Origin of the sequence: Microbacterium testaceum (genome assembly GCF_001476655.1) — a bacterium.
In the GTDB taxonomy this organism is placed as follows: domain Bacteria; phylum Actinomycetota; class Actinomycetes; order Actinomycetales; family Microbacteriaceae; genus Microbacterium; species Microbacterium testaceum_C.
Genome location: NZ_LDRT01000019.1, coordinates 66,457 through 80,790 on the forward strand (window position 1 = coordinate 66,457; position 14,334 = coordinate 80,790).

The following is a 14,334-nucleotide window of genomic DNA, read 5'->3' on the forward strand; positions in this document are numbered from 1 at the left end:
ATGTTCCCGAGAAGAGACGCCATGGGGGGAGGCGGGAAAGCGTTCGTCATGGCGTCGCGTCCCCCGTTCTTCCCGGCCGGACGGACTCGTTCCCGGAATGCTTTGAACCGACTCAGGTAGCATACCGATCGCGCGGCAGGTGCCCGTCGCGCCCGACGCCGGATGACCGACTCGCGGCGTGATCGGATGAAAATGTCACGTCAGCCCACCCGCCGCCTTCGTCCTCGCACGATCGCCTGGATCTCACTCGGTGCCCTGAGCGCCGTGCTCGTCGCGCTCGTTGCGGCGGTGGCGATCGGTGGGTTCGTCGCGCAGAAGGAATTGCGCGCGGCCGTACCGGTCGTGTCCAAGATGCAGGACCAGTTCGATTCGGATGACCGCTCCGACCTCCAGGCGTCGATGACCGAACTGCAGGGGCACGCCGCCGCCGCGCGCGGTGCGGCCGACACTCCTCTCTGGTGGATCGCCGAGCAGGCCCCTTTCATCGGTCCGTCCTTGCACGCCGTGCGGGAGTCGACCGTGGCCGTCGACGAGCTCGCCCACGGTGTCCTGCCGGCGTTGATCGACGTGGATCCCGCGCTCCTGCGTCCGAACGGCGGGGCCTTCGACATCGCGGCGATCTCGCAGCTCTCCGGACCTGTATCGGAAGCGGCGGCCTCGGGCGAGCGCGCCGCCGATGCCCTGTCCGGCGTCGACCTCCGTGACACCCCGGGAATGCTCCGTGGTCCGCTCTCGCAGCTGACCGGGGCCGTCGGAGCACTGCAGCCCGCTTTGTCGCGGGCGAACGCACTTCTGCCCCAGGTTCCGTCGATGATGGGTCAGGACGGGCCGAAGAATTACCTGCTCCTCGTCCAGAACAATGCCGAAGCGCGCGGAACGGGCGGTATTCCGGCGTCCGTCGTCGAGCTCCGTCTCGAGAACGGGAAGATGGACATCGTCCAGCAGGCATCCAGTTCCGACTTCGCGAACGAGCGCGCCACGCCGATTCTTCCCCTCGACCCGCAGGTCGTCACGCTTTACGACGACAAGATCGGTCGTTGGTCGCAGGATATGACGTCGACGCCCGACTTCACGCTGTCGGCGAACCTCGCTCAGGCGTATTGGACCGAGCGATTCGGAACGCCGGTGGACGGGGTGATCTCCATCGATCCCGTCGCCTTGTCGTACATCCTGAAGGCGACCGGGCCCATCACCCTGGCGACCGGCGACAAGCTGACCTCCTCGGACGCCGTGAAGATCCTGCTGAGCGATGTGTACGCGCGGTACCCCGACAACAAGAACCAGGATCTGTTCTTCGCTTCGGCCGCGGTCGAGATCTTCGACGCGATCTCGTCGGGGGACTTCGCTCCCGTTCCGTTCGCCGCAGCGATCGTCCAGGCGGTCGATGAGAACCGTGTGTACTTCCACTCCTTCGACGAGGCGACGGAGGCGGCCTTCGAGGGGTCGCGTCTGTCGGGTCCGCTGCCGGCGTCGGATGACGCACGGAAGACCACGGTGGGAGTGTTCGTGAACGACCTCACCGAGGCGAAGCTCAGCTACTACACGAACATGAGCACGCAGGTCCTCGTCGACCGCTGCTCGGCGGTGCCGACATACACGACCGTCGTGACTTTCGAGAACGGTCTCGACGAGGAGACGTCCAACGGACTCGTCCGCTACGTCAATGCGGGTGCGCACTATCCCAAGGGCACCATCGGCACGGACTTGCAGTTCTACGGTCCGACGGGCGCGAAGTTCGTGAACGCCGTGATCGACGGCGTCGATGTGGCCATCACCACGGGAGAGCACCTCGGGCGTCCGGTCGGTCGTATGTGGGTCGTGAACCCTCCCCAGACCGTCCACACACTCGCCGTCAAGTTCGAAGGCAGCCCGGGCGACAGCGATGACGTCGCCCTGGTGCACACCCCGATGGTGAACCCCGTGACGTCGACCGTCGTCGAGGTTCCCTGCGGCAACTGAGCCGGCACGTGCGGGTGGGTTCACCCGCCCGCACGTGGACCCGATTCAGAGAACGGCGAACACGTACGCGTAGCCCGCGAGCAGCCCGACGTTCATGAGGCCCGCGATCGGCGCCAGGATGCCGAAACCGCGGCGGACGATGACCGCCACGACGGCGAGAGCAAGCCCGAGGACGGCGCCCGCGGTGCCGAGGGCCAGCGTGCTGGTCAGCGGGATGGTCTCGACGAAGACCGCCCACAGGCGCGCCACCACGATCAGCTGGATGCCGAGGGAAGCCAGGGCGGCGAGCAGCGACAGGGTTCCGAGGACTCGGGGGGCGGTCTTCACGGGCCGAGCCTACCCGAGGGCCGTTCCGTGGCCGGAATCGGTCGGGTGGGCGGGAAGACGAAGAAGTGGTACAGCGCGAAGCGCAGAACGGTGACGAACGCGATCGACACGAGGTTGACGATGTTGAGCCCCACGGGACCCGCCTCGCCGTAGATCGCTTCCAGCGCGCGCGCCCCACCCCAGACCCCCGCGGCGCCCGCGCCGGTACAGACGGCGTTGACGAACAGGAAGCGCAGCATCTGCCGACCGGCTCCGGTACGAGAGCGGGACCGGAACGCCCACTCCCTGTTGCCGAAGTACGCGTTGACGAGGGCGATGAGTGACGCGATCACTTTGGCCGCGACCGGGCCGACCCCCGCGAGCATCAGCAGATTGAAGGCCGCGATCTCGATCGCGGTGCTGACCGCTCCCACGATGAGGAAGCGCAGGGACAGAGCACCCGCGCGACGAAGATTCCTGGTGCGCCCCACGAGTGTCATACGCTACAGGTTCGGGGGAGATGTCGGGTGAATCCAGCCCGAGGAGACGGGGGGATGCCAGGGTGCAGGCGCAAGACCATGTCGCGGTCGTGATACCGGCCTTCAACGAGGCCGAGGCGCTGCCGATCTTCCTGGCGGAGATTCGGACCTCTTTCGCAGCGGCCGGGAGGACCGTGTCGCTCATCGTCGTGGACGACGCCTCCACGGACCACACCGTCGAGGCGGCTTCCGACCTCGCCGAGGTCGTGCGTTCTCCCGTCAATCGAGGGCACGGCCCGACGGCCCTGGCCGCATACGCCGAGGGTCTGCGCAGCGGGGCCGGTGTGATCGTGCACGTCGACGGCGACGGGCAGTTCTACGGTGACGACATCGTCCGCGTCGCCCTCGCCCTGGACCGGGCGGACTCCGACGTCGTGCACGGGGTACGTCGCGGACGCACTGACCCCTGGTTCCGTCGGTGCCTGAGTGCGCTCGTCCGCTTCGCCGTTCTTCTCCTCTGCGGCCGTTCCGTCCCTGACGTGAATACTCCGCTGCGCGCGTACCACCCGGACACGCTCGCACGCTTGGTCGACGGAGTGCCCTCCGACGCCCTCGTCCCGCACGTGCACTTCTCGATCGTGGAGGCGCGGCGGCGACTTCGGGTCCGTTACCTCGCCGTCGAGAGCATCCCCCGCCGCGGGACCGTGGTCCAGGGCACGATGTGGGGCACCGGGCGGTCCCGTGTGGTGCTGCCTCCGCGTCGTCTCGTCCGCTTCGCGGGTCGTGCGCTCGTGGAGCTCTGGCGTATCGACATCGCTGGTGCGCGGCGGTCTCCGCGTCTCGTGGCGACCGTGCGTGGTTGATGGTGCGCCTGCTCATCGCGGCTGCCGGACTGGGAATGTGCTTGGCGGTCGTCCTCCTGGCCACCCTGTCGCCCACTCCCATCGACCGGGGGTATGAATCCGCGATCGAGCGGGTCCTCTCAGTTCTTCATCGCAACGGCGTCCCGAACTGGTTCGGCTATGGCTGGTTCGAGTTCTCCGCGAACGTGGCGATGTTCGTCCCCCTCGGGTTCTTCCTCGCGCTCGTGTTCCCGACACGCTTTCTCTGGGTGGCTCTGCCGCTGATCCCGGCGCTGTCGGCAACCCTGGAGATGGTGCAGTACTTCGTCCTTCCCGCACGTTTTGCCACCGTCAACGACGTCATCGCGAATTCCCTCGGAGGGTGGATCGGCGTCGCCGTCGCCGGGATGGTCGTCGTCGCCGTCCACGTCCGCGACCGACGCGTCATCCGCATTTGGCGGGAGAAGAACGTCATCGAAGTGCGGGAGCCGCTCTAATGACCCGGTTCCTCTCCCGCGCCGGCGTCGTCGCCATGGCATCCGCTCTCCTGGTCAGCGCAATCGCGTATCTTCCGATGATCCTCAGCGGCCACCTGACGCGCGATTCGGGAGTCTTCCTCTACACGGGGATGGTGGTGTCTCGGGGAGGCATGCCATACGTCGACTCGTGGGATCACAAGGGTCCCCTCCTGGCGGCGATCGAGGCTGTCGCATGGAAGCTCAGCGGAGGGATCGTGGGCGCTCCGATCCTCGAGGGCGTCGCGCTCTTCGTCGGTCTCGCTGTCGCGGGGGTGCTCTGGTCGCGGCTGATCGGGGACGCCGCCGCGCCGGCGGTCCTTGTCGCCGGTGTCACCTATCTCGGAGTCTTCGAGGGAGGCAACTTCACCGAGACCTGGCTCTTCCCCGTCCAGCTCGTGGCGTACTCGGCTGCTGCCGTTCTCGCGCTGCGGTCCGGACGAGAGGCGTCCGCCCGTGCGGCCGCGTCCGTCGGACTGCTGCTCGGTCTCGCGCTCGCGACGGGGCTGTTCACACGCATGAACAACGTCGTGGGACTCGTTCTCGTCGTGGCCGTCGGCGCCGTCTTCCTCCGCCGTCGACTGCTCTTCCTCGCCGCGGTGGCCGCCGTCGTCGTCGCCGCGGGGACGGCTCTGGCCCTGTGGCTCTGGACGGGCGACGCGCTCCGGGCCGGCATCGACCAGTACGTGCGGTACAACCTGTTCTACTCGGGCGGGACGACGACCTCGGACCGTGTCGCCGCTTTCGGCACCCTCGCGCAGCTGCTCGTCTCCGGTGCCGTCGTGGTGGCCGTTCTCGTTCTCGCGGGAGCCTGGCTCGGCCGCGGACGAAGAGCGGATGCCACCGAGGGGACGCCGACGTTCGTCGCGGCGGTGTTCTTCGCGGTGGGAGGACTGGACGCGCTGTCGCAGATGGTGTCCGGGCGCCCCTATCCGCACTACCTCGTCGTCGCGATCGCCGGTTTCGCCGTCGCGGGGGTCGTCCTCGCGTCGCGTCTTCTTCCGCTCCGTGCGTGGCCGACCGTCCGGTCCGAGCGGCTCCGGAGCCTCCCTCGTGCGGTCGTCGCGGGGGGAGCGGTCCTCCTGGTCCTCGCCGGCTCGTCGGCGAACGCGCTGCAGTGGGCGCGGACCGCGATCGGATCCGGAGCGTTCGTCGCGGGCTCCTATCAGGCGCAGCTCGTCGACCGAGTCGTCGCCGAGACGAACCCGGATGACCGGGTGCTCGTACACGGGGCGGAGACGTGGATCCTCGCGGCATCCGAACGTCTCTCTCCCACCTCGATCACGTACTCGCTTCCCGTCGAACAGGGCTACGGCGGACTCCCCGCTCAGTACCTTGCCGACCTCACGTCCTTCCCCCCGGCGCTCATCGTCGAATCGCCCGAATCGTGCGGGATCTCGATCGAGTGCCCGTCCGACAAGGCGAACTTCGAGGGACTCGCACCTTTCGTGGCGTCGTCCTACGAGCTCGAGGGTGACATCGTGGGGTTCCGGTTCTGGCGGCGGAACGCGGGATGACGCGTAGACGGAAGAACCCGCGGCACGGAGTGAGCGGTTCACGAAGGACGGGAGGCAGTATGGCCGATGCGGCAGTGGTGGGCAGTGGCCCGAACGGACTCGCGGCGGCGGTCACCCTGGCCCGAGCGGGGCTGGAGGTCGTGCTCTTCGAGCGCAACGAAACTCTGGGCGGCGGCGCGCGCACCATGGAGCTCACGCTCCCGGGATTCCGTCACGACCTCGGCGCCGCCGTCCACCCGATGGGGCTGGCATCGCCGTTCTTCCGCGCCTTCCAACTCTCCCAGCGCATCCGTTTCACGGTGCCCGACATCTCCTACACCCACCCGCTCGGTGGCGGGCGAGCGGGTGTCGCCCATCGGGACCTCCTGCGCGCCGCGGACGACCTCGGAGCCGACGGACCCGCGTGGCGACGTCTCTTCGGTCCGCTCGTCACCCATGTCAACGGGCTGAGTGACTTCACGGGCTCGCAGCTTCTCCGCGTGCCGCATGACCCGATCACGGCCGTCCGCTTCGGCCTGCGGGTGCTCGAGCAGGGGTCGCCGGTCGGCGACGTACGCTTCGCCGACGATGTCGCCCCCGCCATGCTCGCCGGCGTCATGGCCCATTCGATCGGTCGGATGCCCTCCCTCGCGTCGGCAGGTGCAGGTCTGGTCCTCGCCACGCACGCTCACGCCCGCGGATGGCCGATACCTCACGGTGGCACGCAGTCGATCATCGACGCGATGCGCGACGACTTCCTCGCCCACGGCGGCCGCATCGAGACCGGTGTCGAGGTCGCCGACTCCCGCGACCTGCGGTCACCGATCCGTCTCTTCGATGTCTCGGCCCAGGCGCTCGCTCGGATCGGCGACGCCGAGCTCCCCTCGTCGTATGTCCGCGCTCTTCAGCGGTTCCGATACGGCGACGGCATCGCCAAGGTCGATTTCGCGCTGGACGGACCTGTCCCGTGGAGCAACGAGGCGACCCGTCACACCGGAACGGTGCACCTGGGGGGCACCGCGACGAGTATCCGTCTTGCGGAAGCGGACGTCGCGGCCGGACGGATCCCCGCCCGTCCCTACGTCTTGGTCGCGCAGCCGACCGTCCTCGACGACAGCCGGGCACCGGCGGGCAAGCACGTCCTGTGGGCGTACGTCCATGTCCCGCAAGGATCCGACTTCGATCCGACCGATCAGGTGATCGCGGCGATCGAAGATGAAGCGCCCGGTTTCCGCGATCTCGTCCTCGCGTCGCACTCCATCACCGCGCGTGACCTTCCCGCCTGGAGCCCGAATTTCGTCGGGGGTGACATCTCGTCCGGTGCGCTTTCGCTCGTGCAGATGGTGAAGCGCCCGGTGCTCTCCCCGGTGCCGTGGCGCACTCCCACCCGCGGAATGTACCTGGCCTCGTCGTCGACGCCGCCCGCGACGGGCGTACACGGGTTGTCGGGCTATTACGCGGCACGGGCGGCGTTGCACGACATGTTCAGATCGCCGCCTCCGGCTCTCGGTCTCGACGCCTGAGCCGTCTCAGCAGGTTCAGCTCGGGGAACCACCGGCTGAACGGCAGGCAGAGGAAGGCGGCGTAGGCGTAGAGGTTGTCGAAGAAGTCGATGCCCATCATCAGGAAGACGCCCACGTGGAACGTGATGATGAGGAGGAGGCCGAGGCGGAACACCCCCGGCAGGAAGACCACGAAGACGAGCCAGCCTTCGGCGAACACGGTGACCCAGTCCAAGGCCTTCCAGAACAGGCTGCTGTCGATCGACAGCGCGAACTCCCCGAAGGGACCCGGAATCGGCCCGGCTATTTCGTCGCGGGCGACGAAGTAGCGCGTCGCCTCCCGCGCCGGGTCCAGCCACCCGGCCGCCGCCTTGGGGAGCGCGGCGGTGAACATCGCGAAGCCGACCACGGTGGCGAAGAGGAAGAGCGGGTAGCCCGATGTCGTGCGATCGCGTCGTCGAGCATCGAGCGACCACGCCGCACCCCAGCCGGCCAGACCGCACGCGAGAGGGGCGAGATCGAACAGGATGAAGTGGTCGACCTTGCCGAAGGAGTAGCTGAGCCCGGCGGCGAGCAGCAGCACGGCCGTCATCACGGCCGACGCCCAGAGCGTCTTCCAGCCGACGAGGAGCCAGATGGCCACGAGGGCCCGGACGATCGTGAGCGCGAGGAGGGCGCCGGCACTGGGCTGCTCGCTCAGCAGCAGGAACGGTCCGGGCGGCGGCGAGTAGAACTGTGCCGGAACCTCCGCGATCCACAGGAGGTCGCCGGGAAACAGCAGGACCTTCAGAGCGAACACGATGCGCAACGCCGCGAACGCTCGCGGGGTGGGCTGGTAACCGCGGCAGATCCACTCGACGGCCGCGGCGAGTCGGTCCCTCACAGCTCGACCTTCCGGACGGTGGGCTCTCCGACGGGCCGAGCCGACACCGCGACGATGTCCATGTCGACCGGCTGCCAGGTGAACGTGACGCTCTGCGCCGTGCGACCGTCGCCCACGCGTCGGGCCTGCGCCTCGAGCCACTCCCTGGTGTCGTCCGACAGGTCTTCACCGGATCTGATGACGTTCGTCATCGCGAAACGGGCGCTCGAATAGTGGAACTGTTCGAACAGATCCTCCGGCTCGACGCTCAGGGTCGTGCCGTCGTCGTAGGCGACCTCGATGCGAACAGTATCGATCTGACGGTGCCCCTCCCGATCCGGCGCCTGTCCGAACGTGGGCATGCTGATCGTCGGGAACGCCTCCGTCGAAGATCGCCAGTCGATGACGCCCTGCACGACGAGGACGATCGCCAGAAAGCCAAAACCCGCCGCTTTCCATAAAGAACGTGAACGCAGCGTCACGGATTTCCCCCACCTATGAATCTCGACCGATCATAGCTTCGCCGCCGGACGGGCCGTGAATGTGGGCTGCACGGCGGAACGCGATAGCGTCGAAGCTGAGACCGACAATGAGGAGCAGTATGCCTGCCGGCCCCGCCAAGAGCGTCCACGGCGCTTTTGCCATTCCCTCGCTCGACGGGATCCGCGCGATAGCCGTGGTGATCGTGTTCGTCGGCCACGGGTTCACTCTCGGCGGACCCTGGCCCGGGCACGTGGGCGTGACGATCTTCTTCTTCCTCAGCGGATACCTGATCACGACACTGTTGCGACGCGAATACGACGGCACCGGGCGAATCGCCCTGGGGAAGTTCTACCTGCGGCGCGCGGTGAGAATCCTTCCCCCCGCGTACATCACGATCGCGCTCGCCGCGATCGTGGGACTCCTCGGCTGGCTCCCGTCGACGCAGAATCTGTGGGGAATCCTCGCGGAGCTCCTCAACGTCACCAACTACTACATGATCTGGGCGGACAGCACGACCGGGGATGTGCACACGGGGCTCCCGCCGGAGACCAGCATGCTGTGGTCGCTCGCGGTCGAGGAGCACTTTTACCTGATCTTCCCCGCCGCGCTGATTCTGATGCTCCGGCGCCGGTTGAACTATCGTCGGATCGGCTACATCCTCGTCTTCGCGTGTGTTCTCGCCGTCGGGTGGCGACTCTTCCTCGAGGCGACGACGCAGGACTTCTATCGTCTTTACATCGCGAGTGACACGCGGTTCGACGGACTTCTCGCCGGAGCGGCGATGGCTTTGCTGTGGAATCCCGCTCTCGGCGATCGAGCACCGGTCGGCCTCTCTGACCGCGCGATGCGGTACGTGGTCTCACCGGTCGCCGGCGTGGTCTTCCTCGTGGCGGCGTTCGCGCCCGACCCGTTCCGGCTCACCATCGCGGACTCCGCGATGTATCTGGCGCTCATTCCTCTCTTCTGGCTCGTCATCGTCCACCCGGGCGGTATGACGGGGCGCGTGCTCAACCAGCGCTGGATCGCGCACGTCGGGGTGCTCTCCTTCTCGGTCTACCTGCTGCACCGAATCGTCTTGCACCTCATCGGCGGGGTCGTGTCGGTCGGCCCCCTGGCGGACGTCCTTTCGCTCGCGGTCACGTTGGCGGCGGCGCAGCTGATGTATGTCGCGGTCGAGAAGCCGCTCGGACGGCTCCGGAGGCGCTTCGAAACGCGACTGCCCGGTCGACGCGGATCCGCCCGAACAGCATTCTCTCGCCGAAGGTCCGCCCGACCCCGTTAAGAAGGGTCAGGAGGGCGCTGTCGAAGCGGGGAAGGGCGTCAGGGACGCGGGGAGGCTTCGTCTCGCGCGCGAGAGGCCCACCGAACCAGGCGCGCAGGCGGGGCGTACATGAGCGAGCCGGCACGGGAACGTATCAGCCCGCGGTGCACCCACCACGCTCCGGCGACGGCAACGGCGGCCAGCAACACGATGGACACTCCCGCCGCGTTCCTGATCGCGGGTGCGGCCCCCAGGAGAAAGAGCGCCACCGTGCCGGCGACGATGATCGGGATGTGCGCGACATAGACGGGCAGTGTGTTCGACCCGATCCGTGCGAGACCCGGCACACCGCTGAGCAGACGGGCGAGGGCAAACCCTCCGGCCACGCCCAGAACGCAGAGCACGAAGCGCCCACCCGGGAAACCCATGCTGATGATCCCCAGAGAGGTCAGGCCTCCCAGGATCAGCCACACGGTCAGCAGCGCGAGCAGCGTCACTCTTCGCGCCTCGTTGTAGAAGCGAAGGATCCGTGGCGAGAAGGCGACAGCGGCCGCGAAGAAGACGTAGTACTTGAGGGCGCCTTCCCATCCGTCGCCGACGATGCGCAGGACCCCCTCCGGCACGGACGAGGCGACGCTCATCCACACGACGGAGAACAGTGCGGGAATGCCGACGCGGATCCAGATCGGCGTCCGAGCGGTCAGTTTCGCGAGAACGAAGAAGAGCGCCAACGCCCACAGGAACCACAACTCGCCATTGGGGCGGAAGGGGGAGAGGGCGACCTTGGCGAGTTGTGTTCCGAGGGTGTTGTCCGGTTGCTCGGGCAAAAAGAGCATCTCCGCGACCTTGTAGGCGAAGACGACGGGCTGCCAGATGAGGAAAACCCAGAGGAGCAGCATGAGCTTCCTGGAGAACACCTCTCTCCACGAGCGGCGCTCCACCCAGGAGACCGCGAAAAGTCCGGACGCGGCGAAGAAAAGCGGCATGCGCATCGTCGAGGCGAAGTTCACGATGAACTCGATCGTCGGTGACGTTGCGCCGAGAAAAGCGAGCTCGATCCGCGCGTGGAGAAGAACCACCATGAGAATGGATAGCGCTCGTGCACGGTCGACCCAATCGATCCGCGCGCGCACCGGCGTCGTCATTCCGTGCCCCCGTGTCGGTGTGTACGGTTGCGGCCCCCGCCGCAATCCTCAGCGACTCTATCTGTTGGCTATGACAGATTCCACTCGAGTGCGAGCGGGACCGAGTGGTCGCGCCGCGGAATCACTGAATCAAACGGACGCGGCGCGAGCGGCTTTCGTCAGGAAATCCGCGACCTTGTAGGCGGCGGGCCGCAGTTCCTCGAAGGATCGGGCGTAGGTCTCGTCCGAGCGGCGGTACGGGTCGACGATGTCGAACTCGTCGGGCGTGGCCGGGGGCTCCACCGTCCCGCGGAGAGCGGCAGCGAGGCCGATGGCGGCGCACATGCCCTGCTCAGGCGTGGAAGCGCCTGCGTCGGCGACGGCTTGCGGGAGGCGAGTCTCGACGGCATCCGCGATACGGGCAAGTTCCCGCAGCGTGAAGGCTCGTCGCATGGCGGCCGGCAGGGCCTCGACGACGAGGCGCCGGTGATCGCGCGCCATCGTCACGATGAGGTCGGCCTCGCGGATCATCGCCGTGTCGATCTGGCGGGCCCGGTGTGCGGTGGCGTCGATCCCCTCGACCGCCGCCAGGCGCTGTGCCTGCTCGGGCACGCCGCTGCCGACGAGAGCGCCGGTGCCGGCACTGGCGACGTGCACGTCGCCGAACGGTGCCAAGGACTGCGCGAGGAGCAGCTCTGCGACGGGCGACCGGCAGATGTTGCCGGTGCACACCGACAGGATCGAGAACGTCACTTCTCGTCCGCCCGGTCGCGCCGCGAGCGACGCTCGCCGCCTTCGCGCGGGGAGGTGGCCTCTTCGGGTGCGCTGTACGAGTACGCGCCGTAGCCGTAGCTGTCGGGGCCCTTCGACGGCAGCATCGTCACGATGACGCCGAAGAGGCGGCTGCCGATGGCCTGCAGCTTCTCGACAGCGGCGGTGAGCTGAGGCTTCTTCGTCGTTCCGGAGGCGGCGACCATGAGCACACCGCTCGTGAAGCGCGAGATCACGGCGGCGTCGGTGACCAGAAGCAGGGGAGGAGCGTCGACGAGCACGTAGTCGAAGGCGTCGGAGAGGGCGGCGAGGGTTCGCTGCATCGCCTGACTGCCGAGCAACTCGGACGGGTTGGGGGGCGTCCGCCCCGACGGCAGGACGAAGAGCTTGCCCGTTCCCCACTGCTGGAGGACGTCGACGAGCTCGGCACGGCCGATGAGGACGTCGGTCAGGCCCACGCCGCCTTCGACCCCCATGTAGTCGGCCACGCGGGGGAGTCGGAGGTCGCCGTCGACCAGCACCACCCGGGCGCCCGTCTCGGCGAGGGCGATGGCGAGGTTGGCCGTCGTCGTGGACTTTCCCTCACCGGGACCGGCGCTGGAGACGACGAAGGAGCGCGAGGAGCCGTCGACGTCGACGAACTGCAGGTTCGTCCGGAGGCTTCGGAACGACTCCGCCCGGGGGTTGCGCGGGTCGGCGTGAACGATGAGCGGACGCTTCTTCGCGTCGGGGTCCAGGGCGATCCCCCCGAGAACCGGGGCTTCGGTGGCCGCCTCGATATCGTGCAGCGAGTGGATGCGGGTGTCCAGGACCGAGCGCAGGACGGCGATGCCGAGTCCGGCGGCCAAACCGACGATCAGCCCCAGGGCGACGTTGAGGGGGGTGTGCGGGGACGAAGGCGAGGTCGGCACGAGCGCCGGCGCGATCGTCTCGACGCGAACGAGGCTGGCGGCCTCTCCCTCGGGCTTCTCGAGGCGGTTCACCACGACATCGGCGAAATTGGTGCCGACGGAGTTTGCGATAGCGGCGGCCATATCCGCATCCGCCGCGGTTGCGCGAATTGTGATGATCACGGAATTCTGCGGTGACGACGCCGAAATGGATCCGGCCAATTTCTGTGCGGTCGTGTCGAGGTTCAGATCATCGATGACCCGGTCGAGCACGACCGCGCTGTCGACGACGTCGACGAAGCTCACCACGGCCTGGCGGGCGAAGGTCGTGCCCTGCGCCAGCTCGCTGATTCCCGAGCTGTCCGACCGCACGGACACGTAGAGCTGGCTGCTCGCCTCGTAGGTCGGGGTCTGCAGCAGCGAGTACCCGAAGGCTCCTGCCCCGCCGAGAATCGTCATCGCAAGGATGAGGATCCAGTTGCGGTGAAGGATCCGGAGATAATCGCGCAGTTCCAAGCCTCGTCCATTCGCCAGTAAGCAGTTGAGCGGGTGCCCGGCGGAATCGCGCAGATTCTCGGGCTATTCTTTCCCGAAGCAATCCGCGCCCTCACGGCGCCCCCTGGACTACCCTACGACATCCGAAGAACGGCGCTGGAAATGGCGCCCAGGAGACGCCATGAACGATCTGCGAACGCTGTTCGGGCCGACCGAAGAACGCGAAGAAATCCTGGAAACGGAAAAGCAGGCTTCATCGACGGGCTCCGCGGCGTTGCGGGCGCTGGTGGGGAATGGCATCGAAGAACCCTCCGCACCGACGTCTTCGACCAGCCTCCGTGATCTCGTCGGCGCTCCGACCGCCGTCTCGACCTCTTCTTCCGGTGATCTCGCCGATCTCGCCGGCCCCCCGCGCCCGGAATCCGCGACCGTGTCCGCCGACCTCGCCGCTCTCGTGGGCGAGGGGCCCTCGTCCGTCGATCCGGCGCCCGTGTCGGCCGATCTCGCCGCGCTCGTCGGCGGTGGCGAGCGAGTCGCGGCGGGCGCATCCTCGCCCGCCGATCTGTCGGCGATGGTCGGTTCGCGATCCGAGGAGAAGCTCGACGACACCGGCTGGCGCGCGCCGGATCTGGCGCAGGCGGGAAGACGTCCTCTGTTCGGCGGTCGGCGCAAGGCCGGTCCCGTCAACTACCTCAGCGTCGCCGTGGCGGCGCTCGCCGTCGTGGCGTTGGTCGGAACCGCGTCGTTCGCAGTCGTCCTGCGCGCGACCGCCAACCCCGCGGATGACGCCATGATCAGCCTGCGGGAGCGGGAGGCCGAGCTCGCCAACGAGACCAAGGTCCTTCAGACCGCCGTTGACCTCTACGCGGGCTCGACGTCGGAGGCTGCTGCTCTCGCCGAGACCAGTGCTCCTGTCCTCGCCGCCCTCCAGGGGCGCGTCGACGCGTCCGCTCTCACGACGGCGGAGAACGCCCGCGTCGCCCTGGCGGAGAAGGCCGCGGCCGCGACCGCGGTGTCGATTCCGTCGTACCAGCGGGAGGCGATCGACGAGAAGTCCCTCGACGACGTCGGACAGGCGATCGACGACGTCCGTTTGGCGCGGGAATCGCTCCCGCCCCTGATCACCGAGGCCCGCGATGCGCGCTCGTCGGTGGTCACGGCCGTCTCCGACTTCCGCTCGGCGCTGGGGTCGCTGGGATCGGCGATCCAAGCCGAGGCGACCAAACTGGTCGCAGCCAACGACTCCGCCGGATCCAACTTCCGCACGGCGGTCACCGATGCTGCCGCTCGCATCGTGAGCGCCCAGCAGGCCGGCGGCGACGGGCTCTCGGACATGCCGGCATATGCCG

General features: G+C 67.9%; 14 protein-coding genes. 7 read left to right on the forward strand and 7 right to left on the reverse strand.

Translation table 11 applies throughout. The annotated features are described in order from the left end of the window. Positions 1-192 precede the first annotated feature (192 nt). Entirely contained in the window at positions 193-1,959 is a 1,767-nt protein-coding gene (locus tag NS220_RS03760) for a DUF4012 domain-containing protein (RefSeq protein WP_058622763.1), read from the forward strand. Positions 1,960-2,004: 45 nt separating this feature from the next. Here NS220_RS03760 and NS220_RS03765 read toward each other — a convergent pair whose 3' ends face one another. Then, entirely contained in the window at positions 2,005-2,286 is a 282-nt protein-coding gene (locus NS220_RS03765; RefSeq protein ID WP_058622764.1) for a hypothetical protein, read from the reverse strand. Next, complete coding sequence (locus NS220_RS03770; RefSeq protein WP_193755261.1) at positions 2,283-2,756, reverse strand: GtrA family protein; 474 nt, start codon at positions 2,754-2,756, stop codon at positions 2,283-2,285. Before NS220_RS03770 ends, NS220_RS03765 begins: the two co-directional genes overlap by 4 nt. Before the next feature lie 71 nt (positions 2,757-2,827). On the opposite strand from NS220_RS03770, the gene NS220_RS03775 reads away from it, so the two are divergent. The 4 genes from NS220_RS03775 to NS220_RS03790 are packed head-to-tail and all read left to right on the forward strand — an operon-like array spanning position 2,828 to position 7,120. After that, the gene (locus NS220_RS03775) at positions 2,828-3,607 is read left to right on the forward strand and encodes a glycosyltransferase family 2 protein (protein WP_058622766.1); all 780 of its coding nucleotides are present in this window, start codon (positions 2,828-2,830) and stop codon (positions 3,605-3,607) included. Beyond that, a complete protein-coding gene (locus NS220_RS03780; protein ID WP_058622767.1) occupies positions 3,607-4,083 on the forward strand; it encodes a VanZ family protein in 477 nt (158 codons plus the stop codon). Before NS220_RS03775 ends, NS220_RS03780 begins: the two co-directional genes overlap by 1 nt. Next, complete coding sequence (locus NS220_RS03785) at positions 4,083-5,618, forward strand: hypothetical protein (protein ID WP_058622768.1); 1,536 nt, start codon at positions 4,083-4,085, stop codon at positions 5,616-5,618. Before NS220_RS03780 ends, NS220_RS03785 begins: the two co-directional genes overlap by 1 nt. Positions 5,619-5,677: 59 nt before the next feature. Continuing rightward, positions 5,678-7,120 (forward strand): phytoene desaturase family protein, encoded by a 1,443-nt coding sequence (locus NS220_RS03790; RefSeq protein ID WP_058622769.1) that lies wholly within the window; start codon positions 5,678-5,680, stop codon positions 7,118-7,120. Here the strand turns inward: NS220_RS03790 and NS220_RS03795 are convergent. Then, positions 7,083-7,982 carry a hypothetical protein gene (locus NS220_RS03795; protein WP_058622770.1) on the reverse strand — a complete coding sequence of 300 codons (900 nt, stop codon included), beginning with the start codon at positions 7,980-7,982 and terminating at the stop codon, positions 7,083-7,085. The two genes, NS220_RS03790 and NS220_RS03795, sit on opposite strands and share 38 nt — an antisense overlap. Beyond that, positions 7,979-8,443: a hypothetical protein gene (locus NS220_RS03800; RefSeq protein WP_153004138.1), complete on the reverse strand. Its 465-nt coding sequence runs from the start codon at positions 8,441-8,443 to the stop codon at positions 7,979-7,981. The genes NS220_RS03795 and NS220_RS03800 overlap by 4 nt, the downstream gene beginning before the upstream one ends. Before the next feature lie 119 nt (positions 8,444-8,562). Here NS220_RS03800 and NS220_RS03805 point away from each other — a divergent pair, with 119 nt between their 5' ends. Then, complete coding sequence (locus tag NS220_RS03805; RefSeq protein WP_193755262.1) at positions 8,563-9,726, forward strand: acyltransferase family protein; 1,164 nt, start codon at positions 8,563-8,565, stop codon at positions 9,724-9,726. 38 nt (positions 9,727-9,764) lie between these two features. Here NS220_RS03805 and NS220_RS03810 read toward each other — a convergent pair whose 3' ends face one another. From NS220_RS03810 to NS220_RS03820, 3 genes are all read right to left on the reverse strand, one after another. Beyond that, on the reverse strand, positions 9,765-10,850 hold the full coding sequence (locus tag NS220_RS03810; protein ID WP_058622773.1) for an acyltransferase family protein: 1,086 nt from the start codon (positions 10,848-10,850) through the stop codon (positions 9,765-9,767). Positions 10,851-10,979: 129 nt separating this feature from the next. Continuing rightward, positions 10,980-11,582 carry an arsenate reductase/protein-tyrosine-phosphatase family protein gene (locus NS220_RS03815; RefSeq protein ID WP_058622774.1) on the reverse strand — a complete coding sequence of 201 codons (603 nt, stop codon included), beginning with the start codon at positions 11,580-11,582 and terminating at the stop codon, positions 10,980-10,982. After that, positions 11,579-13,006: a polysaccharide biosynthesis tyrosine autokinase gene (locus NS220_RS03820; protein WP_058622775.1), complete on the reverse strand. Its 1,428-nt coding sequence runs from the start codon at positions 13,004-13,006 to the stop codon at positions 11,579-11,581. The genes NS220_RS03815 and NS220_RS03820 overlap by 4 nt, the downstream gene beginning before the upstream one ends. Before the next feature lie 160 nt (positions 13,007-13,166). Here NS220_RS03820 and NS220_RS03825 point away from each other — a divergent pair. Next, positions 13,167-14,334: hypothetical protein (locus tag NS220_RS03825; RefSeq protein ID WP_058622776.1), on the forward strand; the 1,168-nt coding region annotated here is incomplete at its 3' end.